The 24,661-nt window shown below is 35.5% G+C and carries 25 protein-coding genes; 15 read left to right on the top strand and 10 right to left on the bottom strand.

All coding sequences use genetic code 11. The features are described 5' to 3' along the window. Positions 1-106: 106 nt before the first annotated feature. The 4 genes from ACM40_RS20545 to ppk1 form a co-directional block, all read right to left on the bottom strand. Complete coding sequence (locus tag ACM40_RS20545) at positions 107-262, bottom strand: hypothetical protein (RefSeq protein ID WP_165579290.1); 156 nt, start codon at positions 260-262, stop codon at positions 107-109. Then, entirely contained in the window at positions 259-912 is a 654-nt protein-coding gene (locus tag ACM40_RS08100) for an NAD-dependent epimerase/dehydratase family protein (RefSeq protein ID WP_048502312.1), read from the bottom strand. Before ACM40_RS08100 ends, ACM40_RS20545 begins: the two co-directional genes overlap by 4 nt. 176 nt (positions 913-1,088) lie before the next feature. Next, complete coding sequence (locus tag ACM40_RS08095; protein WP_048502311.1) at positions 1,089-1,973, bottom strand: exopolyphosphatase; 885 nt, start codon at positions 1,971-1,973, stop codon at positions 1,089-1,091. Further along, positions 1,970-4,042, bottom strand: coding sequence for a polyphosphate kinase 1 (gene ppk1, locus ACM40_RS08090; RefSeq protein WP_048502310.1), 2,073 nt, complete (start codon positions 4,040-4,042; stop codon positions 1,970-1,972). Before ppk1 ends, ACM40_RS08095 begins: the two co-directional genes overlap by 4 nt. A gap of 256 nt (positions 4,043-4,298) precedes the next feature. Here ppk1 and dnaK point away from each other — a divergent pair, with 256 nt between their 5' ends. The 13 genes from dnaK (at position 4,299) to ACM40_RS08020 (ending at position 18,881) form a co-directional block, all read left to right on the top strand. Further along, the gene (dnaK, locus tag ACM40_RS08085; protein ID WP_048502309.1) at positions 4,299-6,197 is read left to right on the top strand and encodes a molecular chaperone DnaK; all 1,899 of its coding nucleotides are present in this window, start codon (positions 4,299-4,301) and stop codon (positions 6,195-6,197) included. Between the two features lie 453 nt (positions 6,198-6,650). Next, on the top strand, positions 6,651-8,135 hold the full coding sequence (locus ACM40_RS20170) for a tail fiber domain-containing protein (protein ID WP_053077103.1): 1,485 nt from the start codon (positions 6,651-6,653) through the stop codon (positions 8,133-8,135). Between the two features lie 517 nt (positions 8,136-8,652). Then, positions 8,653-8,862 (top strand): hypothetical protein, encoded by a 210-nt coding sequence (locus ACM40_RS08075; RefSeq protein ID WP_048502308.1) that lies wholly within the window; start codon positions 8,653-8,655, stop codon positions 8,860-8,862. An 18-nt stretch (positions 8,863-8,880) separates the two neighbouring features. Further along, entirely contained in the window at positions 8,881-10,347 is a 1,467-nt protein-coding gene (locus tag ACM40_RS08070) for a tetratricopeptide repeat protein (protein WP_048502307.1), read from the top strand. Between the two features lie 475 nt (positions 10,348-10,822). Continuing rightward, positions 10,823-11,290, top strand: a complete 468-nt coding sequence (locus ACM40_RS08065; protein WP_048502306.1) for a helix-turn-helix transcriptional regulator — start codon at positions 10,823-10,825, stop codon at positions 11,288-11,290. Between the two features lie 264 nt (positions 11,291-11,554). After that, positions 11,555-12,280, top strand: coding sequence for a hypothetical protein (locus tag ACM40_RS08055; RefSeq protein WP_048502304.1), 726 nt, complete (start codon positions 11,555-11,557; stop codon positions 12,278-12,280). Positions 12,281-12,295: 15 nt separating this feature from the next. Next, the gene (locus ACM40_RS08050; protein ID WP_131705348.1) at positions 12,296-13,066 is read left to right on the top strand and encodes a hypothetical protein; all 771 of its coding nucleotides are present in this window, start codon (positions 12,296-12,298) and stop codon (positions 13,064-13,066) included. Between the two features lie 5 nt (positions 13,067-13,071). After that, the gene (locus ACM40_RS08045; protein ID WP_048502302.1) at positions 13,072-13,884 is read left to right on the top strand and encodes a hypothetical protein; all 813 of its coding nucleotides are present in this window, start codon (positions 13,072-13,074) and stop codon (positions 13,882-13,884) included. Between the two features lie 658 nt (positions 13,885-14,542). Next, positions 14,543-15,514 carry a hypothetical protein gene (locus ACM40_RS20740; RefSeq protein WP_228376157.1) on the top strand — a complete coding sequence of 324 codons (972 nt, stop codon included), beginning with the start codon at positions 14,543-14,545 and terminating at the stop codon, positions 15,512-15,514. A 160-nt stretch (positions 15,515-15,674) separates the two neighbouring features. Further along, positions 15,675-16,136: a transposase gene (locus tag ACM40_RS08035; protein ID WP_048502300.1), complete on the top strand. Its 462-nt coding sequence runs from the start codon at positions 15,675-15,677 to the stop codon at positions 16,134-16,136. Positions 16,137-16,192: 56 nt separating this feature from the next. Next, positions 16,193-16,528, top strand: a complete 336-nt coding sequence (locus ACM40_RS08030) for a transposase (RefSeq protein WP_048502299.1) — start codon at positions 16,193-16,195, stop codon at positions 16,526-16,528. 426 nt (positions 16,529-16,954) lie between these two features. Continuing rightward, entirely contained in the window at positions 16,955-18,286 is a 1,332-nt protein-coding gene (locus tag ACM40_RS08025) for a helix-turn-helix transcriptional regulator (RefSeq protein WP_165579289.1), read from the top strand. A 262-nt stretch (positions 18,287-18,548) separates the two neighbouring features. Then, a complete protein-coding gene (locus ACM40_RS08020) occupies positions 18,549-18,881 on the top strand; it encodes a hypothetical protein (RefSeq protein ID WP_048502297.1) in 333 nt (110 codons plus the stop codon). 222 nt (positions 18,882-19,103) lie between these two features. Here the strand turns inward: ACM40_RS08020 and ACM40_RS08015 are convergent, their stop codons facing one another. The 5 genes from ACM40_RS08015 to ACM40_RS08000 form a co-directional block, all read right to left on the bottom strand. Further along, positions 19,104-19,499 (bottom strand): hypothetical protein, encoded by a 396-nt coding sequence (locus ACM40_RS08015; protein WP_048502296.1) that lies wholly within the window; start codon positions 19,497-19,499, stop codon positions 19,104-19,106. Between the two features lie 48 nt (positions 19,500-19,547). Further along, positions 19,548-19,679, bottom strand: a complete 132-nt coding sequence (locus ACM40_RS20815) for a hypothetical protein (protein ID WP_262483712.1) — start codon at positions 19,677-19,679, stop codon at positions 19,548-19,550. A gap of 80 nt (positions 19,680-19,759) precedes the next feature. Continuing rightward, on the bottom strand, positions 19,760-20,116 hold the full coding sequence (locus ACM40_RS08010; RefSeq protein WP_048502295.1) for a hypothetical protein: 357 nt from the start codon (positions 20,114-20,116) through the stop codon (positions 19,760-19,762). Between the two features lie 4 nt (positions 20,117-20,120). Beyond that, a complete protein-coding gene (locus ACM40_RS20540; protein WP_165579288.1) occupies positions 20,121-20,282 on the bottom strand; it encodes a hypothetical protein in 162 nt (53 codons plus the stop codon). A 428-nt stretch (positions 20,283-20,710) separates the two neighbouring features. Then, positions 20,711-21,577, bottom strand: a complete 867-nt coding sequence (locus tag ACM40_RS08000) for an AraC family transcriptional regulator (protein WP_048502294.1) — start codon at positions 21,575-21,577, stop codon at positions 20,711-20,713. A gap of 157 nt (positions 21,578-21,734) precedes the next feature. On the opposite strand from ACM40_RS08000, the gene ACM40_RS07995 reads away from it, so the two are divergent. Together ACM40_RS07995 and ACM40_RS07990 are read left to right on the top strand one after the other, a co-directional pair. After that, positions 21,735-22,748, top strand: a complete 1,014-nt coding sequence (locus ACM40_RS07995) for a nucleoid-associated protein (RefSeq protein WP_048502293.1) — start codon at positions 21,735-21,737, stop codon at positions 22,746-22,748. 61 nt (positions 22,749-22,809) lie between these two features. Then, positions 22,810-23,772 (top strand): hypothetical protein, encoded by a 963-nt coding sequence (locus ACM40_RS07990; RefSeq protein ID WP_048502292.1) that lies wholly within the window; start codon positions 22,810-22,812, stop codon positions 23,770-23,772. Between the two features lie 62 nt (positions 23,773-23,834). Here ACM40_RS07990 and ACM40_RS07985 read toward each other — a convergent pair whose 3' ends face one another. Further along, positions 23,835-24,587 (bottom strand): succinate dehydrogenase/fumarate reductase iron-sulfur subunit, encoded by a 753-nt coding sequence (locus ACM40_RS07985; RefSeq protein ID WP_048502291.1) that lies wholly within the window; start codon positions 24,585-24,587, stop codon positions 23,835-23,837. Between the last annotated feature and the right edge of the window lie 74 nt (positions 24,588-24,661).

The following is a 24,661-nucleotide window of genomic DNA, read 5'->3' as shown; positions in this document are numbered from 1 at the left end:
CCTAAAATTAAGAAGGGGAAACATATTCAGGATAAGAATACAGCATATGCGAACAGTAAAGCAAATTTGTAAATCAGTGTTTCTGCTGTTTACCTTTTTAAGTGGTTTACTTGCTTATCCTGTTTCCTGAAATGTTCATGGTTTTATCTGCAGACGTTTTTCCTTCCAATGGATGTTTCTGCATATAGAAATAGCCTGAAACAGCCATCAGAACCAGGAGTACAAAAACCACAAGAACTATTCTTTTTAACATGTCTCTCATATTGCTAAATTTTTAATGTCCCTAATTTCCAAAGTAGAGGTGGGGTATCCTTTATGCACAGCGTTAATCATAGCTCTGCCCACTTCGTGTAAAGTTAACGATTTTGACGGTAATAAAATAGGAAAAAACCAAATAAATGGTTTAAAGAACCATTTTACATTGATTTGACCCTCAACAGGTTTCATGAATCCCGGGCGGAAATTGAATGCATTCCTGAAGCCCATTTTTTTCAGCGTGTTTTCTGTTCTCCCTTTTACCCTTGCCCACATCAGCTTTCCACTTTCTGTACTGTCTGTAGATGCTCCGGACACATAATTAAATACCATTTCAGGGTTTTGGTTCAGAACAGCTTTGGCAAAATGAACCGTTGTATCATAGGTGATCTTTGTGTACTCTGTCTCGTTCATCCCTACACTGCTGATTCCGGCGCAGAAAAAACAGGCATCATAACCTTTAAGATTTTCATCATTCAGGTCTATTGATAAGAAATCGGAAACCAGATATTCCCTGAGTTTGGGATGTGTTTTCCCGCAAGATTTTCTGCTTACGCTTAGAATTTCAGAGATATCAGGGTTTTCAAGACATTCCATTAAAACACCTTCACCTACCATACCGGTTGCTCCTGTAAGAATTATTTTGATTGGATTCATTTTTTCTTTTGATATTATGTGAGACGTACTCCCTTTTGGTTTTACTTTAAATGTACAGTAAAAATTTTATATTTTTTGGAAGAATTTTTTTATGTGTGGTGTATTGCGATGACTTTTATATAAAAACAAAAACCGGCCAGAGGCTGGCCGGTTTCTATCTATACTGTGTCAGAAATTTATTTTTTTTCGTGCAGCTGGCTGTAAATATTATGGATCAGTCCGTCAGCAACGGAAATTTTAGGGACAAATATTCTGTTTATATCCGACCAGGACATCACATTGTTAAAGATTCTCAAAGCATGTACCAAGACATCTGCACGGTCTTCCCTGAGGGTATGTTTGGTCATTCTTTCCTCTACAGAAAGCTCATTAAATTCTTTATATACTTTTTTAAGATGAGACAACGTCATAGGTTTTCCGTCCTTCGTTTTGCTCATTGAGAAAACCTTATTGATATTCCCTCCGGAACCGATAGCCACAATAGGTTTTTTACTGACAATATTGTTTTTGATTTCTTCCTTCATCTCATGCCAGTTGTCTGCGGATACCAGATTATTCAGAAGCCTGATCGTGCCGATATTGAAGGATTTTTCATAGACCATTTTTCCGTTTTCGTAAAAAGTAAGTTCTGTGGAACCTCCTCCCACATCAATGTACAGATAGGCAAATTCTTTGTCGAGTCCTTCAGCAACATGGTTTTCATAAATAAGAGTAGCCTCCTCGTCTCCGGAAATAATTTCTATATTGATTCCCGAAGTTTCCTGAACCTGTTTGATGATGTCATTTCCGTTGGAAGCATCACGCATGGCACTGGTGGCACAGGCACGGTAATGTTCTACTTTATAGATCTTCATAAGGTCGCTGAAAATCTTCATAGAGTCGATAACCATTTTTTCTCTTTCTTCCCCAATCATTCCCATGGTGAACACATCCATCCCCAGTCTTAAAGGAATTCTTAAAAGATTAAGTTTTATAAATTCAGGCTTTCTGTTGCTGATCTTTACTTCATTGATCAGAAGTCTGGCGGCGTTGCTTCCTATATCTATCGCTGCGATCTTCATTTTTTGCTTGTTTTAGCTTTTAAATATTTGTAGGTTTCTATTTGAGAACGGCATTCCTTTTTATCATTCCTCACATACTCGTTGCTCAATTTTTTGTCTAAAATACGAGCTTTTACGTTATCTCTCAACTGAATATCGAGAATATCTTTCAATTCCTTCTTAAGTTCCTTATCCGTAATCTTTGCAGCGGCTTCAATTCTGTAGTCCAGGTTTCGTGTCATCCAGTCTGCTGAAGAGATATATAGGTCTTCTGCCCCCTTATTGTAGAAATACATTACCCTTGCATGTTCCAGGTATTCGTCAACGATGCTTATGGCCTTTATTTTTTCCTTGAATTCTTTTTGATTAACGGCACAGTAGATCCCTCTTACTATAGTTTTTGTAACTACTCCGGCTTTGGCGGCTTCATAGAGTTTTTCGATGAGAGCCCTGTCGCTCATAGAATTAACTTTGACAATAATTTCTGCTCTTCTTCCTGCTTTCGCTTCTTCGATTTCCTTATCAATATGATGTACTATCTTTTCACGCATAAACTGCGGGCAGATCATTAGGTTTTTGCAGGTTTTCAGGACCGGAAGGAAATCGTCTTTCGGTTTTTTAAGGACATTAAATACTTTATTAATATCTGCCATGATGCCACGGTCCGCAGTCATCAATAAATGATCACCATAGATTTTTGCTGTTTTTTCATTGAAATTTCCGGTACTTACAAAACCGTACTGGATGGTTTTATTGTGGGATCTTTTCTTGATGATACAGAGTTTGGCGTGTACTTTTTTATTGGGAAGGCCTATAAGAACAGTAATTCCCTCAGGCTCGAACATCTCTTTCCACTGCAGGTTGGACTCTTCATCGAATCTGGCCTGAAGCTCAAGCATTACTGTCACTTCTTTACCGTTTCTCGCCGCATAGATCAGGGCATTACTGATCTTTGAGCTGCTGGCCAGGCGATAGGCAGTGATCTGGATTGATTTTACATCAGGGTCCATTGCTGCTTCACGCAGAAGGTCAATCACCGGATTGTACTTATGGTAAGGGAAAGTAAGCAGAACATCTTCCTTTAGGATCACATCGGTCACCCTTTCACCGTTTTCAAAAGCCTGATGGGTGAAAGAGGTTCTTTCCACAGGTCTTTCGTAGGCTTCAAAAACATCCGGAAAATCCATAAAGTGCTTGAAATTATGAATTTTTCCACCCGGAATAATGCTGTCTTTTTTTGTTAAATTTAATTTTCTGATCAGAAGTTCCAGCAGGGCCTTATCCATATCTTTATCAAAAGCAAAACGGGTAGGCTTCCCTTTTCTTCGGTTTTTAAGACCTTTCTCTATTTTTTCTGCAAAGTTGGTCCGGATGTCATTATCTAGTTCCAGCTCGGCATCCTTTGTTACTTTAAAAGCATTTGCAGCAAATTCGTCATAGCCGAAATAAGAAAATATATGGGGAAGGTTGAAAGTGATGACATCCTCAAGCAGCATAACGTTTTTCTCTTCCGGATCTTCTGTAGGCAACAAGACAAATCTTCCTACAAAACGTGACGGAATTTCAATAATCGCATAATTACTGGAATACTGCCAGTCTTTTTTCCTCATAGCCACTCCAAGATAAAGACTTTTATCCCTCATATAAGGCATCGGCGTATTTTCATGAAGCAGAATAGGAATGACATTGGATTCCACAACTTCATCGAAATATTGTCTTACAAATTCTTTTTGTTTGGCGGTCAGGTTTTTAGAAGTCTTAATAGACACTTTCAGATCGGCCATTTCAGCCTGGATGTGCTTCCAGGTCTTATCAAAATTCTGCTGTTGCCTGATCACGATTTCGTTGATCCGCTGGAGGATTTTTGAAGGCGGCTGGTAGAAAGATTCCGCAATTACTTTTTCTTTAAAATCCATTGCACGCTTTAATCCGGCTACCCGTACCCTGAAAAATTCATCTAAATTGTTGGAAAAGATTCCCAGGAAACGTATTCTTAAGTGTAAAGGGACATTTTCATCCATAGCTTCCTGTAAAACCCTTTCATTGAAGGCAAGCCATGTAATATCTCGCGGATTGAAGTGTACTGACATTCTAAAGTGTATATTTTATCAAAAATAACAATTCGTATAGTTTAATTCACATTTCCAAGGTTAAACTTTAATTAAATTTTCAGAATGTCCAATGTTCAAACTGTCTTGAATAGTACAATTTAACATAATCTTTAAGTCCTATTTGACGGTGAAAATTTTGCGATCTGTCATTTTGTCACAAAATTTTGAATGGTACAGATATTGAGAAATTGAGAGTGTAAATTAAAATATAAAAATTAGAAAAAATATAAATATTATGAGTAAAATAATTGGAATTGACCTAGGAACAACCAACTCTTGTGTTGCTGTAATGGAGGGAAAAGACCCTGTTGTTATCCCTAACGCAGAAGGTAAAAGAACGACTCCGTCTATCGTGGCATTCACAGAAGATGGTGAAAGAAAAGTAGGGGATCCTGCAAAAAGACAGGCTGTAACGAATCCAAAGAAAACTGTATACTCTATCAAAAGATTTATCGGTACTCATTTTAAGGAAGATGCTAAAGAAATTTCAAGAGTACCTTATGAAGTTGTAGCAGGACCCAATGATACTGTAAAAGTAAAAATTGACGACAGAGAATATACACCACAGGAAATTTCAGCGATGACTCTTCAGAAAATGAAGAAGACTGCTGAAGATTATCTTGGACAGGAAGTAACAAGAGCGGTAATCACTGTTCCGGCTTACTTCAACGATGCACAGAGACAGGCTACTAAAGAAGCTGGTGAAATTGCAGGTCTTAAAGTAGAAAGAATCATCAACGAGCCTACAGCTGCAGCTTTAGCTTACGGTTTGGATAAAAACCACAAAGATCAGAAGATCGCTGTATATGACCTTGGTGGAGGTACTTTCGATATCTCTATCCTTGATTTGGGAGACGGTGTATTCGAAGTATTGTCTACAAACGGGGATACGCACTTAGGAGGTGATGACTTTGATGATGTGATCATCAACTGGATGGCTGATGAATTTAAAGCTGAAGAAGGAGTAGATTTAAAATCTGATGCGATTGCATTACAAAGATTGAAAGAAGCTGCTGAAAAAGCTAAAATCGAGTTATCTTCTTCTCCTCAGACTGAAATCAACCTTCCATATATCACAGCTACGGCTACAGGTCCTAAACACTTGGTGAAGACTTTAACCAAAGCTAAATTTGAGCAGCTATCTGCTGATCTTGTAAGAAGATCTATGGAGCCGGTTGCCAAAGCATTGAAAGATGCAGGCTTATCAACTTCAGATATCGATGAGGTAATCCTGGTAGGAGGTTCCACAAGAATCCCGATCATCCAGGAAGAAGTAGAAAAATTCTTCGGTAAAAAACCATCTAAAGGAGTTAACCCGGATGAGGTTGTAGCAATTGGTGCAGCTATCCAGGGAGGTGTATTAACAGGAGACGTAAAAGACGTATTACTTCTTGACGTTACGCCACTTTCTTTAGGTATTGAAACTATGGGTTCTGTATTCACTAAATTAATTGAAGCGAACACCACCATCCCAACTAAAAAATCTGAGGTATTCTCTACAGCTTCTGACAACCAGCCGGCTGTAAGCATCAGAGTAGGACAGGGTGAAAGACCAATGTTCAACGATAACAAAGAAATCGGTAGATTCGACCTTACAGATATTCCACCAGCACCAAGAGGAGTTCCTCAGATCGAAGTAACTTTCGATATTGATGCTAACGGTATCCTAAGTGTTTCTGCTAAAGATAAAGGAACAGGAAAAGAGCAAACGATCAAGATCCAGGCGTCTTCAGGTCTTTCTGACGAAGAAATCGAAAGAATGAAGAAAGAAGCTCAGGAAAACTCTGCAGCCGATGCTAAGAAAAAAGAAGAAGTTGAAATCTTCAATAAAGCAGACGGATTGATTTTCCAGACTGAAAAGCAGTTAAAAGAATTCGGTGAAAAACTTTCTGCTGATAAAAAAGCAGCAATCGAATCAGCTCACGCAGAATTAAAAACCGCTTTCGAAGCTAAAAATGCTGACGATGTAAAAGCTAAAACAGAAGCTTTAGATGCAGCGTGGATGGCAGCTTCCGAAGAACTGTATGCAGCTGGACAACAGGCTCAGGGTGCAGATGCAGGAGCTCAAAATCCTGGAGGTAATGCAGGAGGTGCAGACGATGTACAGGATGCAGACTTTGAAGAAGTGAAGTAATTATTGTTAATCAATAATAAGAAATAATTAAAACCGCTTTAAACGAAAGTTTAAAGCGGTTTTTTTATGTTTACGTTTTCCAAGTGAGTATTGTGTGAGGCTAGGTTAAAGTAATATTTATGAAACATCCGACTGAAATTCAAAAAAGAAAAATATATCTTTCTGAGGATGATAACAAATAAATTATATGGAATAATTGTTTATTTTTTCTATTAATAATAGTTGTATTTTTAAATTAACTCCAATATTTCCTTCTTGTTTTTCCACTGTGTTTCTACTGCAATGTTTATTTATTGTATTGATTATCATTGCTTTATTTCTCGCAGTACAGATGCCGTATGTACTTCTTGTAATAAACTCGATAGATTTGTCCAAAATTTTGTGCGAACAGAAAACTGATTTTATTCATATCTGAAAGTGCAAAGGAACAAATGATTTAAAAAATACACAAAAATGAAAAAAATGATTACCCTTTTAGGGATTGTTTCGTGTGGAATTATTTTCGCTCAAACTGGTAATGTAGGGATTAATACTGCTAATCCGAACCCCAATGCTGTTTTAGATGTTGTATCTGCCAACAGGGGTCTTTTACCTCCGAGAATAGCATTAACTTCAACTTCTTCACCATCTCCGCTTTCGGCGCATGTTGCCGGTATGATAGTATATAATACAGCATTGGTAGCTGATGTGCAGCCGGCCTTATATTATAATGACGGTACTCAATGGGTACTTAGTAAAGGCTCTGCCACCGGAGGAGCAACTACAAATGTATTGTCAACTTCAGGGAATACAATAACTTCCACCGTCAACGGGGTAGCATCCACCGCTGCTGCTGTTAATACAAATAATATTTCATTATCGGGAACAAATCTTACAAGCACGGTGAATGGGATTTCAAGCCCATCCCTGAATCTGGCGCCGGCAATTGCTGCGGCAACTACACACACATTATCTATGTCAGGAAATACACTGACCTCCAACGTGAATGGTATTGCCCCTACAGCTTCAGTTATAACGTCCAATACACTTACCAAGCCTACTACCAATACATTGAGATCTTCCGTTAACGGAGTTACTGCATCGCCAGATGTTACATTGATAAGCTCTGTAGGTAATACATTGAGCGGAACTTTACTCTCCACCAGTGTAAACGGTATAACCGGTCCTACTGTAGATTTGTCTTCGACCATGAAAAATATCTATAATTCAGACGGTACTCTTACGTCAGGAAGAACTATGAATATGGCCGGGAATGTGCTTACTATGGCTAATGGAGGCACTACTAGCGTATTTAATCATACTTTCGGGCAGGCACAAATTACGAATACAGGAACTTCCCGAGGTACATTTACAGCAAGAGCAGGAGGTTCGATCCTGGATATTTATGTAGATAATGGTAATGCTGCCCAAATTGTTACTTCCGGGACTACAACACAATTGATTGTTGGAACAACTACTGCCACTCCTTTAGGTTTATTCACTGGCGGATTAGTCAAGATGACTGTAACGCCTTCAGGTTCAGTAGGAATCGGGACAGCATCCCCGACATCGTTACTTTCCGTAAACGGATCAGCAGACAAACCGGGTGGAGGAAGCTGGGGAACTTTTTCAGACAGAAGAGTAAAAAAAGACATTGCGGAATTTAAGGACGGACTGAATGTGATCACTAAACTGAACCCGGTAACCTATAAATATAACGAAAAATCGGGATATAAAGATCTGGACACGGAATATGTAGGTTTCATTGCACAGGACGTAGAGAAAGCTGCTCCTTATATGGTAAAGATTATAGATGACACTAAAAAAAGCGGACTAAAGGATAAGCGTGAACTTGATGAGAGTGCTCTTACCAAAATTCTGGTGAATGCAGTGAAAGAACAACAGCAGGAAATAGCACTGTTAAGAAAAGAAATTGAAGTACTGAAAAACAGAAAATAATTATACAAATTACAAATGATGAAAAAATATATGGTTCATATTAATTTGTTACCGTTTTTTTTCAAGATTTTAGGTTAACCTGGAAGAGAATAAAACTCTGAAATTTTTTTGGTTTTTAATCAGTTATAATAGTTTTCTGAACCTTGATATTCTCTATCAAGGTTTCTTATAATATCAAGCAGTAATTGGGGCATAACCAAGGGATAATATTGGTGATTTGGAATAAGTACCTGATTTTTAAAGGAAGTGTAGTTCTTTTTATTGTGAATTATTTAAAAATAAGCACTTAATTTGATTTATTCAATATTTTTTTATTTTTTTATTTTTTTTGTTATTAATATTTTAATATTATAATATCTGCGTTTTATTTAATATTTTATTATTTTATATTTTTATTTATTATTTGTATTGTATTATTTTATATATTTGGATAATTAATTTGTTTTATTAATTGAAGTTAATAATATTTAATTTTATGTATATTATTTACTTGAATTAATTAATAAAACTAATAATTATGAAAAAACTAATAATTCCTATTACTTTTCTTATAGGGCTCTTCGGTATGAACGCACAAATGGATATAAAGACTATAGCTTCTTCAGCTGGTCTTCATGCACAACCAACAAATATTTTCTTTTATTTCAATATATCATTCTTTCTAATAGTATTACTCTTTTATGATACTCTTTCTCAACTTGCTTTACAGTGTGCAGGTAATTTTTAAAATGAAATAAACTAAGGAATGAAATTAATAAATGTAAAAGATAGAATGGCTCTGCTTTTCTTTTTATTGCTATCCTGTGTATTCTATACTCAGAAATGGTCCCCTGAGGAAATAGATCGCTTGCAAGAAAAAATAGGGAATCAATATATTCAGAAAGGTAAAATTTATGATGGAATTGAACAGTCTAAGAAATCAATACAGTTATCAGAGGCGATAAATTATAGAAGAGGCCAGGCAAGGGGTTACATTCAGATGGTTGGTTTTCTTCATTCTCTGGGAAAATATAATGAAGAGCAGCTATACCTGCAAAAGGCAGAAGCTTTATTTTCTGAATATGACGATGATCCGGTATTGGTGTCAGCGCTTTTTGCAGCCTATGGAAAAAATTATCATGAACTGGGATTCATTGAAAAATCCAATGAAAGTTATGATAAAGCGATAAGAGAAGCTTTAAAAATAAGTGACAAACAGAAAAAGAGAAAACGTCTGCACTATATTTATGGGAGCAAGGCTGTGAATTTTGAATTGATTCAGGATAATGATTCTATGTACTATTATATTCATAAGGCTTATAAAATTTTACCCAGAGTAGTGGAGGCAACGAACCTTACAAGCTATTTTCTTGAGAAGAGAAAAAATCAGGATTCTGCAAAATTTTACCTGGATAAAGCCGAAGGATTATTGAAAAAGTCCACAGAAACATTTGATCATCTTGTTTTTAACTATATGGCCGGACAGTATTATGAAAGCACAAACGATTATAATAAAGCTTTGGGGTTCTATGAAAAGTCTCTCGAATTATCTATCAAAATGAACAGGCCGAAAAATATGATGAAGAATTATAAAGAAATAGCTGAGATATTTCGCCACCAGAATAACGTTTATAAAGCCAATGAATATCTGGAAAAATATACAAAACTGAGAGACAGCATTGCCCATACTAATTTAATAGCTTTACAGACTTCTGGAAAAAAAATTATTGAAGATGAAAAAAGGCAGAACCAGAACTCAAACAAGAAGCTGTATTACATTTTAGGAGGTTTATTTTTGGGGATTACAGCGATAGTAAGCTTAGTGAGTTTTTCATGTTACAGGCAGGCGAAGAAAAAAGATCTTTTGTTGAAAGAAAATAAAACAGCTTATTTGCAAAAAGACTTACAGGTAAAAGAACTTGAGCAAAAAGTAAACGAAACTTTTGATGAGGTTATACAATTGGCTAAAGAAAACCATTCCGAATTCTGGGGACGTTTCCAGGAAGTGTATCCCAATTTTCGGGGTAAAATACTGGCTATCAATCCTACTCTGAAAACCTCAGAACTTATATTATCAGCTTATATTTATTTGGGATTTAATACAAAGGATATAGCAGAGTATACTTTTAAAGCCGTTCAGACGGTAAAGAACAATAAATATAATTTAAGGAAAAGACTCAATATTCCTGCACAGGAGGATCTTATCATATGGATAAGAACTCAGGTAGGATAATGGTAAAACATTTACAAATATGTTGATGCTTCCGGTTTGTATATTCCTAGGCTGACAGATGGATAAATAATGGCTCATACAGTGATAATAGGTATATTATATCTAAGAAAACATTCACCTACCCAAGTACAAAATCATATTCTCCTTTGGTGAAGAAATATATGATGATTAAATGCCATTTTCCGTATTTATTAGGGGGTAAAGGTACTTTGTTGGTACCTTGTTTTTTTTGATTTCACCCCTGACTTCGTTTGCTTTGTGCTTTTAAAATTCAAAACTCTAAAAAAAGGTAACCCTAAAAATTCAACACTAGTGGAAATGAAGAATACTTTGATCTTAGTAAGATTCCCTATATATGCACAACTAGATATTAGAAATCTAAAATTTTCAGATGCAAGCCATAATAACTGATATATATCTAAATATCACGATCATTTATTGTCTTAAGAATTATTAATCAGAGTACTTATTTGGCATGCTATCGAAACAAAGCAAAAAAGAAAATAAAAAAAAATTCAATACATGTTATATAATCATTGGAGGTACGGCAACCCTTGCTTCATTAATGTATTATTTATTCTTTTCTGCCTCTGAAAAAAAGGAAGAGAAAAAAACTTCCTTATCCGAACAGAAAACAGATGAGGCCTTTGATGAAATCATTCAGCTGGCCAAGAATAACAGTCCTGAATTTTGGGCACATTTCCAGGAAAAATATCCTGACTTTCGCAAAAAACTAATGGAGATGAATACTCATCTTAAAGTTTCTGAACTCATCTTCTGTGCTTACATTTATTTGGGCTTTAATACAAAAGATATAGCTAAGTATACTTTTAAAGCAGTTCAAACTATTAAAAACAATAAACACAATTTAAGGAAGAGACTCAATATCCCTCCAAAAGATGATACTGTATTATGGCTACGTAAAAATATTGATGAATTATAATTTGTTGATTTTAAGTTTGTTAGGATGTAAGGTACCTTGTTGGTACCTGTGTTTTTTGCTTAGATTGGAAAATTTCAAGTGATTTGTCAGTAGAAACACAATGATAAGTTCAGGCTTATTGCTAATACAAATTAAGATGAAAATGTGATCATATCCAGCTTGCGCTAATATATTGTTTGGGCATTCATCAACCAACTGCAATACAATAGCTCGGCGGATGTGTATTCTTCTTAGTAAGGTAAAATACAATTCTAGAAACATACAATGAAAAAAAAAGTGATTTTTTTTGGGTTCATACTGGCCCCTATGTTCTCATTTGCCCAAGTGGGTATTAAGACTGTTGCTCCCTCGGCAAGTCTTCATGTAGAACCGACGAGTATTTCTTCTCCTACCGGGATGGATGGAATCTTAATTCCTAAGGTAAAATTGTTTCCTGTTCCCCAGGCAAAAGGTCACACTGTTTTCTTATTTCAGCATGCTACGCTTCCCGATGGTTTTTATTATTGGGACGGCACCAGCTGGGTCTCTTTTCTTAGCAATTATAACCGTCTTTACGATGATGCCATTTATGTGGCAACCGGAAGCGGATATTCGGCATCGGGAAATACAGAAAACACTGTGTTGTTCAGTACGTTAAAGGCTTATGATCCCACGGGTTTTTCTGTTTTCGGGAATCAGATTACTGTAGGAAAAAGCGGGACTTATCTGGTTAGCTTTAATTCAGCATTAAAAAAAACAGTAGGTACTGTCAACGAGAACAGGGCTATTTATACTTACCGGATTAAGAAGAACGGAACAACAGTTTTGACAACTTCTAACTCCCTAACCAATGAAGGGACAACGGCTACCAGCGTTGCGCTTAGTGGGATTTTGGGTTTGGTTCAGAATGATGTTATAAGTGTGACCATACAAAAGACCACAGAAACAGGCAGTACTGTTTATACAGGGTATGGAACCAATTGTATTACAATGACTTATCTTAATGATTAACTAATGTACAATGCTATGAAAAAGATAACTGTATTTTTTTTAATATTTTCCATAGGCATCTTGTTTGCCCAAAATGGGGTAGGTATCAATACAAGTGCCCCCAAGTCTTTATTGGATATTCGTGCAAAAAATCCTGATACTCCGGAAAACTCTGCAGGGATGTTATTTCCTACTGTCAGCCGTTTTTCGACAGTGGATCCTGCTCAGAATCAGAATGGGATGTTGGTATTCTTGGATAATGCCGGAACCGGAACTGCTGGTTTTGAGGGATATTATTTTTGGGATGATAACAAAAAATTATGGCAATATATATTTCAGACCAAGATTTTAGGAAAGAATCTCTTTAAAACGATTGCTTCAGGAAGTGGCTTCCCGGTCATTGCCAGCGGGGATGCCAATATCAATGTCTGGTATAAAGCTCCATTCACAGCCTTGGAAGCACCGGATGCTAACTATACCTTACAGAATGGAGATGTTATTATCGGGAGAACCGGAAATTATTCCTTATTCTTTACTGGAGGTGTATACAAAAACATTGGGGATCTCGGAGCTACAACTACAGAAGTGGGAGTTTTTATAAACAATGGAGCCAACCCCGTGCTTATAGCCAAATCTCCTTTGCCGTCAGCAGATAATGCGAAAAGAAGTACCAATCATACCATTTCGGATATTATAACATTGACCAAAGGGCAGAGAATATCCGTACAAACAAGAAGAACAAATTCCTGTGATACTTCAGTTGGCCCGGAGTCAGTTTATACACTAACCTTATCTTATTTAGATTAACGATCATGAAAAATATTTCAACTTTACTTATACTAGGGAGCTTTTTTTGTTTTGGTTTACTAAGTTCTCAGGTTGGGATCAATACCAATACACCCAAAACTACCTTGGAAATCAGTGCAAAAGATAAAGATAATCCCCTAAGCAACGAAGGAGTCATTGTTCCCCGGGTAACTTCTCTGAATGTAACTAATGCCAAAGATCATGGATTATTGGTTTTTCTTGATTTTGAAGATCCTCTGACTGCTGTTATTGAAAGGGGCTTTTACTGGTGGAATAATACCAGCAGTACCTGGATTCCCTTTTTTTCGATGAACAAAATGACCAAGGATAAAACCATTACCTATGTAAGCTGCAAAAGTACCTTTGATGAAGGTCCTTTGACTTCGACTTCAACTAATACAAGAACCCTTGGTTTTGATATTAATACCCTTATTGCGAATGATACTGGTAATTTTTCGGTCAATGGAGCGGGAGAGTTGGTTGTAAAAAAGGCAGGTACTTATCATGTGCAAGGCGTTATTTCTCTTCACAGCGTAACGAATGGTGTTAATGCAGCCCGGGACGCCTATGAAGGAATGGTTTTGGTAAATGGTACAGAACCTGTTCCAAATCTTCGCACTGCATACGGGTTTCCTAGTGGGGCAACTGTTTTTGACAGCAATACAGCTATCTCAGGATTCGTAACCTTAAATGTAAATGACAGAATCAGATTCTCAATCAACAGGTATTACAGGGATGCCGGCTTTACAGACCCTGCTACAATTACTCCTAATAGCACCCTTTCTAATCTTACTTTACGGTATATGGGTAGTTTTTAAAAGAAGTGGGTAAAATAGAAGAGATAGATGTGAAAACATAATAATCTTACTTTTTGCGTAAGTACTTTGTTGATACCTGTATTTTTTGTTTAAGCTTAAATATTTTAAGTGATTTGTAGTATAACATAAGGGATGAAAAATAATTTAATCCACCTATTTTATACCACATGAATATCCACTTTATTCTTTTTTGAAAATTAAATACAATACAAATTAAAAACGGAAATTCAGTTTGTACTCGACATTAATTTTCTTGTCACTAATAGATTGGTATTGGTGCAGGATTAATTTCCTGCTGTTTAATTAACACACATTGATAAAAATACACAATGAAAAAAGGTAATTATTTTGAAAGTTATTTTGATTTCTACACTCTCTCCCTATTTTGCACAAATAGGGTTAATGCACTTAATCCGAATTATAATGCAGTATTGGCATCGGACATAGTATCCGCCAAAAAAGAGGTATTCTTAATATGTGTAATACGTTAGCTCTATTTCAGTGGATAGTTTTCCTTATTTAAATATTATAATCTCTCCCTGGGATGATTACCTATGATAATGTAAAACATCAGCAAACTATTTTTTTAATAGAACTGATCAAACATTCTGGAAGTCCTAGTGAAATTTTAAATTACGTTGAACTTAAAAATATAATCATGAAAAATTTTTTATTTGCAGCCTTATTGGTTTTGCCAGGTGTGATGTATTCACAAGCTGGAAATGTCGGAGTTAATACAGTACTGCCAGGTAGTACTTTTACCGTGAACGGCTCTATAGCGGGACAGTATAAAAGGGTAACAGCCTCTACAGCACTGGGGGTAAATGATTTCTATATGGCCTATGGTGGTGCTTCGGCAGGAACATTTATCTTACCGGCAGCAACAGCTGCGGCTCCTGCAGCAGGAAATATATTGGGCAGAGTGTATTACATCAAAAATGTAGGAACTGCACTGCTTACAATCGCAGCCAGTGGATCTGAACTCATAGATAATCAATCCGGTGCAGGAGTTTCAAGTGTAACTTTGACACCTGGTGGATATACCATGTTTATTAGCAAAGGAACAACCAGCGGAACCACCTGGGAAATCGGGATTTTAATCAATAAAACAATCCCTACCATTGCCGCATTGGGAGCTTCTGATACGGTTACTTATTCCGGAACTTCTTTAACGAATTTCAACAACAGTATTCCTCAGATTATTCCATTCTCTGTAAGCGATGTTATTGTGAATCAGGGAGGCTCTGCAGTTTGGAATGATGCAGGAGATTACTGGCAGATACTGGAGTCAGGAATTTATAAAATAGAGGGGTATGCTTATTTTGGAAGTGGAGGAGCTGTTTCAGGAACTGGAGCTTTTACAGGAATCAACCTGAATATTACTAAGAATGGAACTGCGCTTACCAATATTATTGGCGGAAACAGGGGGAATATTGATAATGACACAGCTTCAGGAGGAAATACACCAATTAATGTGAATTGTGTTGTACATCTCAATGCAGGGGACAAAGTATATCTTACCATGAACTGGGGAGCTCTAAATAAGCCTACCACAGATGCCCATATTTCAACCCCTAATTCTTTATCAGAATGCAGAAACTTCTCTTTACAACAGCTTTCTACACCATAACCCCTTATGAAATCTATCAATATGGAAATAACACTTCATTTTGGAAATTACCTGACACCGGATAAATAAGCATTCACAAATTTCAAAAGCTGAGTATAGAAAGGGAAATCATTTATAATTGAATTAAAGGTGCCCTGAAAAATTAACCTTCAACATTAACATGAATAGAGATTTTAAGAATATTTATATAGGCTCACTGATCAAACAGCGGGTCCTGGAAACTGGAATTGAAACATCCCGTATCTGTAATTTTTTCAAATGTGACAGTGAAGAAATTGAAGAGATGTTTTTACAGGAGCAGTTGCCTACCGGTACTTTGCTTAAATGGAGCAAAGTACTTGAATATGATTTCTTCAGGGTCTATTCTCAGCATTTGATATTATATGCTCCACCCGGTAGCATAAATTATAACAGTTCATTAAAAGAAAAAGAATCCCAGCTTCCGCAGTTCAGGAAAAATATATATACCAAAGAAGTAATAGATTTCATTCTGGAATCATTAGAAAGCAGAGAAAAAACAAAACAACAGATTATAGATGAATATAAAATTCCTAAAACGACTTTATACAACTGGATAAAGAAATATGCTGCAGGAAATAATACACAAACTCTGGAAAAATAAGGAAAATTATATTATGAAAACCCGATTCTAAAAAAACAATCATTATCAAAAACACTATGGAAAATGCAACTCCGGATTATCATCGTATCTATAATGATATCATAAACAAAAAGCATCCTACGAGAAAAGAGGAGTGTAGATTTTTATTAGATAAACAAAACCTATCGGTATTAGACATCATTGAACTTAACCGTAAGATCTTTGGCTTATCAGATCAGATGACAGAAACATTTAATCAAAGCCACCGGTCTTACAATAAATCTTCTATACTTAAGATTTTGGATTATCAAGAAAAAAACAAGTTGAATAATATGCAGCTTGCACGGCATTTTAAATTAAGCAGGAATACTGTTGCCAGATGGAGAAAACTGTTTATTGCTGAAAAAGAATGAGTTTACAAAAAAATAGCAGGTTTTAATTTTAAGGATAAATTTAATTAAAAGATTAATTACTCTTGGGTGTTGAGCTCTAAAATGAATCGAAGAGTTTAACTTATAATTTATCATAAAATTACTGATCGATTATTGTGGCCGAAATATGTACTTGAAGTTCATCCTGTAAAATAAAATTTATTGTAAAAGCATAATATTTATGCTCAAAAGTTAATTTCAATTTTAACAAAATGTAATAATCTGACAGATACATATTTCATCATATATCTGTTGCTTTTGAAATTATAGGATCTTTATGAAACAATTTCTACTCAAAAAAAACTATTCAACCATTAAAAACACATGTTTAAACAAAGTATTTTTTTTATTTCGATTTTTTTGGTTCATGAATTAAAATCCCAATCTAGCATCACTGAAATTGACAGCATGCAAACCAATACCTTTAGCCAGCTAATAAAGGAAGGTGATTTTAATGAAGTGATGGTAAAGGAGAGAAAATTTATTGAAGTAAGTAAAAAAATAGATTATAAAAAAGGAGAAATCAGAGGATACATCAATATTGCCAACGCTCTGAATACCATGAAGAGAAACCAGGAAAGTTTGAAATTTCTGGAAATTGCGGAAACAAAGCTTAAAAAAGATGATGACGATGAATTGGAGGCTTATCTGCATTTTACTTATGGGATAAACTATTATTCATTAGAATTATATGAGCGTTCCATTAAGTCTTTCAATATAGCTTTAGAGTTTGCAAAAAAGATCAAAAACAGGAAGCAGCGGGAAAAAAGAATATATTCTATCTATGATTGGAAAAGATCAAGTTTTGAATTTCTTGGAATGATGGATTCCGTATACAGTACCGAACATCAATGTATGAAGTCGCCAATGCCAATGCTGTACATTACTATTGCAGAAAGGCACTATAAAGCTCATAATATGGATTCTGCAGAATATTATATTAACAAGGCCAACGCTTTACTGTACACAAAGCAGATTCCTATTGAAGGTAAAGCCAATGTTTTGCGGGCATTTGGCAGATTAAATATAGAAAAACAAAATTATCATAAAGCTCTTGACTACCTGATGAACTCTTTGGCAATTACTAAAAAAGCCAGGCTAAGAAGCAGAGACCTGGAGTCTTATAAACTGATTGCCGAAGCTTATAAAGGACTTAATGATCGTGACAAGGAAAATGAATACTTATCAAAATATTCTAATTTAAATGATAGTTTAAAAAGAGAAGCAAATATAACTGTTAATACGGTTATCGAAAAAATACTTACCGAACAGACGGAAAAAGAAAAAAGAAATAACAGCAGTCTCTATTACATCATTTTCATTATTATTTTGATCAGCAGCATTATAATTTATATGATTCATCACATATCCAAATCTCGCGAGAAACTAAAAGATACTCTGATTAATAAGAAAGAACAGGAATCATCGGAGCTTAAAAGAAAATTGAACAATACACATAAAGAGCTGGTAGAGTTGGCTATACATGCTGATCCTACTTTTATGAACAGATTTAAAGAATTGTATCCTGAATTTTATAATAACCTTACTTCAAAATACCCCAATCTTAACGCTGGTGATATAAAATTATGTGCATTTCTAAAATTAGACTTCTCGAATAAGCAGATAGCAGAATATGAACATATATCCGTAAGAACTGTTGAATCCAAAAAATACAGATTGCGAAAGAAACTGGAGCTTTCTAAAGAAATCGATTTGAATAAATGGGTGGCAGAACATTAATTGTTCCCATAATTCGAAACAGCTATTTATTCTAAACTTTCATAATTTTGATGGAGTTAAAAGTCTGATTTACATACTGTTAGTATTGGTTTGCTTTTGTTTTATAACCTTATAATTGTAAAATGATGAAAATTTGTATTAAAAATTACTTATCAAAGTTGAAAATTTTATACAGATAAATTATTTTAGTCAATTTTTTTTGAGAATATAGGTTTGGCTCTTTTTATGCTGTATTTATGAAGTTAATTTTAAAAATAAAAATATGAAAAAGAAATTATTCACCTTATTAGCTTTTGGGTTATTTGCAACAGCTGTTAATGCCCAGGAAACTGTAAAACAAGAAGCAAAAAATGTAGGCACTGCCATTCAAAAAGGAGCAAAAGCAACAGAAAAAGGAGTGAAGAATGGTGCAGAATGGGTGGGAGATAAAGCTAAAAAAGGAGCAAAAGCTACAAAAAAAGGTGTTAAAGATGGTGCAAAATGGGTTGACAAAACCGCTACCAAAGGAACGAAAAGTGTTAAAAATGTTGCTGTAAAAGGAGCAGATGCAGTTTCAGATGGTTATAAAGATGTAAAATCAGATATAAAAAAATAATTTTCTGAAAAAATATAAAAAACGACTCCAATAATAGGAGTCGTTTTTTTCTTGATTAGTTTGGCTTCGTTTTTAAGAAGGTAATATTATGAAGATAGATTACTAGTGTCTTTTTTTGTACATAATGTTTGTTGAAGGGTGAATAATAAAACCTGAACTCGTAAAATAAAAAGCTCCCCAGACATAATGCCTGAAGAGCCTATTGACAAATTAAATTATTTTTTACTTACCGAAAAAGATCTGGTCCTGCTTCTGCTGCTCATTGTAAATGACCTGGAAACTGTCAGGCATATACTGGTAAAGGAGCTTCCAATGCTGATCTTTAGCATGTTTTTTAAAACTTTCAAGAGATCTTACAAACAGATTTTCTATGATGGTTCTCACATAAGAATCCCCGTTTCTGTAGATCCAGTCCATCAGTTTAATGTGATGGGCCACAATATAAATTTTCGATTCCTGGAGCATATCCTTCAGATAATTGATCGTGGCCTGAATAACGCCGGCAAAGTTTTCCTGAACAGATAGCTGTGTGATCTCACTTCGTAGTGGCGGATAGAAAAATTTTAAGTATTCAACGGCTATTTTCTTGTTAATAGCCTGCATTTGTACTTTCATCATAATTAATATTTTTCAGTATCTATCTTGCAGCGAAATGTATACCAAAATCTACAGCATGGCTGCAAAAATGAAAGCTCCTATAATCACAGCAATGTGAGTAGCTAATATCTCCGTATTATGCCTGTTAGTCGTTGTTTTTAGTGTTTTCCAGTCGGATATTCTCCTGATCTTTGTTTTCATAACGTATTGAATTTGAGTAGTATTAATTTTAAGTTAAAATGTGCTTTTGTAATGAAACAGATGAAAAATGTAATAAAACCTTAGTTTCCATGACTGTAAATCTGTCTGGCATATATCTGTTGTAACTCCCTGGATAAGTGGTCAAAAATCATTGTTCTGTACTCTCTGCTGCAGAAAACTGTGAAATTATCAAGGGAATAAACAAAAATTCCTTCTACGGCATTTTTTAAATCAGTATCTCCGTTTGTGTAAATTTTGTCCATTTTTTGAAGACTTTTGAATAAAATATTTCTGTCATTCTGTCGGACCATACTTTTGATGCGCTCCGTGAAATTCCTGATCACACTGTAAGGATTCTGTTGGGTGTTTTTTGTAAGTTCATTTTCAAAGTCAGGAATTACCTCTGTAATTTCCTGAACGGCTTCCGAATAGTTCATAGGTTTAATGATTTTGTTCTAAAAATTTGATCATGGTTCCCAAAATGAAAACGGCCCAGAAAGCAATAAGGATCAAATGGTAAGGCTTTAGCCACTTGGGAGTTTCAGGTCCTCTGCTTTTTAATCTTCTTAACTTATCGATACGGTTTAGAGTCTTAAGGTCCATAATACATGTTTTGAAAATAATGAAGCCAATGGTGTTCCTTTGAAAACTATTTCCGATTAATATGCTTAAAATCAAATGATTAATGGTTTTTAGAAAAAATGAAGACTCCTGAAATTCCTGTCAAAATGATAAGGTTCTTATCAAAATGAATCAGAAAACTATTTATTGAAGATCGCCAACTGCTTTTGAATTGCAGGCTAAATGTATTCCCTGAAACAACAAAGCTGCCTTAATATTGAGGCAGCTCCATTTGTGTTTTTACCTTCTTACAGGTTCATTGTACCGGCTGCAGCCGGTTTTGTATTAATACATTTGTGCTTTTGAATTTGAAATAATTTTTTTGAAGATGTACTAATTACAAAGATGTACCATTCGGTTGATTTCCAAAAGGTTTAAAGCAGACAAAAAATGGTAAAAAACGGACAGTATTATCCTTTATAGGAGGTAGGAGTTTCTCCTGTATGCTTTTTGAAATACTTAACGAGATTGGTAGGCTCATTAAAATTCAGGGAATAAGCAATCTCTTTTATACTTAATTTTTCAAATAACAAAAGCCGTTTTATTTCAATAATAACCCTGCTGTCAATAACCTCTTTCGCAGATTTCTGGATAGCAGACCTCGTGATCCTGTTCAATGTCTTGGGAGTAATGGCCATGAGGGAAGCGTAAAAATCTACACTCCGGTCCTTAGAAAAAAACGTCTCAAGCAATTGCTTGAAGTGATAATATTGGGACAAATAGTGGTTATTGGAAATAACGTTGCTATCCCTCTGTTTTTGGCGTTCCGAATAAATAAGAAACAAACTGGCCAGTTTCTGCAAGCTTTCTTTTTTAGAAAGTTCATACGACGATGAGAATTCTTCCTGAAGCAAAAACAGAAGCTGCATGATCCTGGAGAAAGTTTCCGGATCGGGCTTTACCAGGGCATTGGGAAGGGTAATGTCAAATATAGAGGATTGGTTGAGGAAAGTAAGCTCATTCACCTGCTTATGGAAGAAATATTCTGTAAATATCAGCATGTATCCCTTATATTGAGGATTACTTTCATATTGCTGAATCTGTCCGGGAGCAATGAATAGAATACTTCCTTTTTCGAGCTTATATTCTTTAAAATCTACAAAATGCCTGCCTTTTCCTTCCGTAACAACCATCACACTGAAGAAATGAATCCGTTCCGTTTTACCAAAGTAGGTCCATGTAGTCAGTCTTTTAAATAAAGCTTCCAATTCCAGCAATTCGCAGCCATAAGGTGCTTTCTCCTGATCGAATCTTATATTTTTAATGTTTTTTTTCAAGCAGATAATAATTAAACTATAATTTAATAAAAAGCCAGATATCTATGCACAAAAGGTTTATTTCATTTTTTCACAAATATACTGACTCCTTGCAAATACTTTTACGCATTTTTTATTTGGGTTTTCAAACATTATCTTTGCAGCTCAAAATGATAAGATGTTTTCAAAAATTATAGTACACAGAGTAGGAAATAAAATCAACGGAGAATCTTTAACACTGTCTCAGGAAGAGCTTAAGCTGGAAGAAGGAATGGCAGAGCTGCTTGAAGATTATTTTTTAGGTTCTTTTAAATCAGAGGAAACCTTCAATTTTTACAGCGACACTTATCTGGTGAATAATCCGGTTTACAGTTCCGTGTCCGAAATCTTTGAAGATAAGGCCAAATTCGTTTGGGAATCTGAAAATATTGCAAAACATCTTTTTGAAGCGGCTGAAAACCCCAGGGTTCAGGGTGGAGAATTGTTTATTGTTCTGTTTGAAGAAGAGAGCGACCGTCCGGACAAAGTTGATAAGATAGGAATCTTTAAAACAGAAAAAAGAGAATCTTTCCTGAAAATTTCGCCTCAGGAAGAAACTTTTGACATTGAAAAAGACCAGGGAATCGGTTTGTCTAAAATTGACAAGGCAGCCTTAATCTACAACAATAACAAAGAAACAGGATATGTACTTTCTGTGGTTGACAATAACAAAAACGGAGATATATATTACTGGTTCGAGGATTTCCTGAAAGTAAAGCAGCGTGATGATGAATATTTCCATACCCAGGAAGCCCTGATGGTTTACAAGGACTATATCACCAAGCAGCTTCCACAGGAATTTGAAGTTTCAAAAGCGGATCAGGCTGATTTTTTAAATAAATCCATCAATTTCTTCAAGGAAAAGGAAGAATTCAAGCTGGATGATTTTGCCAACGAAGTATTGGGAGATCAGCACGTGATTGAAAGTTTCGTAAACTTTAAGACAGATTATGAGCAGGATATGCAGGTGAATATTGCCGAAGAATTCCCGATCAGTGAAGCGGCTGTAAAGAAAACCCAGCGTCATTTCAAAAGTATCATTAAACTTGATAAAAATTTCCATATTTATATTCACGGCGACAGGCAGAAGCTGGAAATGGGAGAGGACGACAAGGGAAAATATTACAGACTTTACTTTGATAAAGAGGTGTAAAAAGATATCTCCCGTTCGACAATAATATCATAACTTTATTGCTGATTACAAAATAGCAGCTATGAAATTTATGATCATTTTCTGGGGGATTTTTCTCTTTTTTTTCTGCATTCCTTTTCCGATTTTCATTTATATGATAAGTGAGGACCTTGCAACAGAACCGAGAAATTCATTAGCTGTGAGCTATGGATATCTCGGTTTTTCTTTTCTTATATGGCTCTATGTGATGATCTTCTTTATCAATATCCTTTTTGTAAAGACCTTTAAAGAGAAGAATACTATTCAGTCTATACTGCAGAACGGAATTCCGAGGGAAGCAAAAATCATGAACTATCAACTCCTGAAGTATATTCCCAAAACCAATATGAATATCATTCAGATTGTTCTTTTATTTCCCAATCTCAGAAATACATGGATTGAACATGAAATAATGTTTCACGATTCCAGACCACAGGAGAAAAGGTTTGATGTCGGAAATAAGGTAAAAGTACTGTTAAATCCCAAAGTATCCCAGGAACCTTACTTTATTTTAAGTGATCAGAAAGTTGGGTTCAATACTTCCGGAATTGTTTTGAGAATTGTTTTTACCTTATTGATGATGGCCTACATCGTTGGGCTCTACTATTATTTCTATAAGCGGGAATCCTTTGATTTTGGCTGGAGATTTCTGACCTTCATGCATCCGATTATTTTCAGTGGAGTGATGACCCTTATTTATGTATTGGTTTTTCAGTTACTGATCAGCAGGCTTTTTAAAAATAATAAAGAAGAACGTATTCTTTTCTCAGGAAGAAATGCTGAAGCCAATATTATCAGCGTAAGCCAGACAGGTCTTCTTGTCAATGATCAGCCGGAGATTATGTTTCAGGTAAGTTTTAAAGATTTCAGAGGAACTGAACATATTGCTGTTTACAAGAAAATCGTCAGCCTCCTGAATCTCTCTTCTGTCCCTAAATATGGAACTATTGAGATTATGTATGACGAGAATGATCCGAAGAAGATTATGATCCCTAAAGTATTTTAAAAAGGGAAAAAGTAAAAAGGCTAATTTGCCAGTTTACAAATCAACCTTTTTACTTTCGCTATTTAGTCTTTTCGCCTGAAGAATAAGGCTCTACTATATTCGTAATTCATTCTCGCGATATTCAATACAGAAATTCCCTGGGGGCATTCCACTTCACAGGCTTCCGTATTGGAACAATGCCCGAATAACTCTTTATCCATCTGGGTAACCATATCCAGGACCCGTTTATTTCTTTCTTCCTTACCTTGAGGAAGAAGAACCATATGGGTGATTTTCGCAGAGGTAAATAAAGCAGCACTTCCATTTTTACAAGTGGCAACGCAAGCTCCACATCCGATGCAGGCGGCAGAATCAAAAGCTTCTTCAGCGGTCTGATGGGTAACTGCAATGGCTGTGGCATCAGGAGCCTGTCCCGTATTGACCGATACATATCCACCGGAAGAAATAATTCTGTCAAAAGCTGACCGGTCCACTTTAAGGTCTTTCTTAACGGGAAAAGCCTCAGCACGGAAAGGTTCTATCAAAACAGTTTCACCGTCTCTGAAAGACCGTAAATGAAGCTGACATGTCGTTGTATTTTTTAAAGGCCCGTGGGCAATTCCGTTGATCATCATACCGCACTGTCCACAGATTCCTTCACGGCAGTCGTGATCGAATTCTACAGGTTCGTCGCCTTCCGTAATGAGTTTTTCGTTTAAAGTATCCAGCATTTCCAGGAAAGACATGTGGGGATTCAGTTTTTTAAGATCATAACTGACCAGTTTTCCTTCACTCTGTCTGTCTTTCTGTCTCCATATTTTAAGGTGTAAATCCATGATTTTTTGTGTTTAATTAAGGCGAAGAAAGTTAAGAATACTGAGAAAGCTCTTGAAGCAAATAAGCAAATTTA

It is taken from the genome of Chryseobacterium sp. BLS98 (assembly GCF_001045445.1).
GTDB lineage: Bacteria > Bacteroidota > Bacteroidia > Flavobacteriales > Weeksellaceae > Chryseobacterium.
Note: the sequence above shows the minus strand (reverse complement) of the source record. Positions and strands in the feature narration are given on the sequence as shown.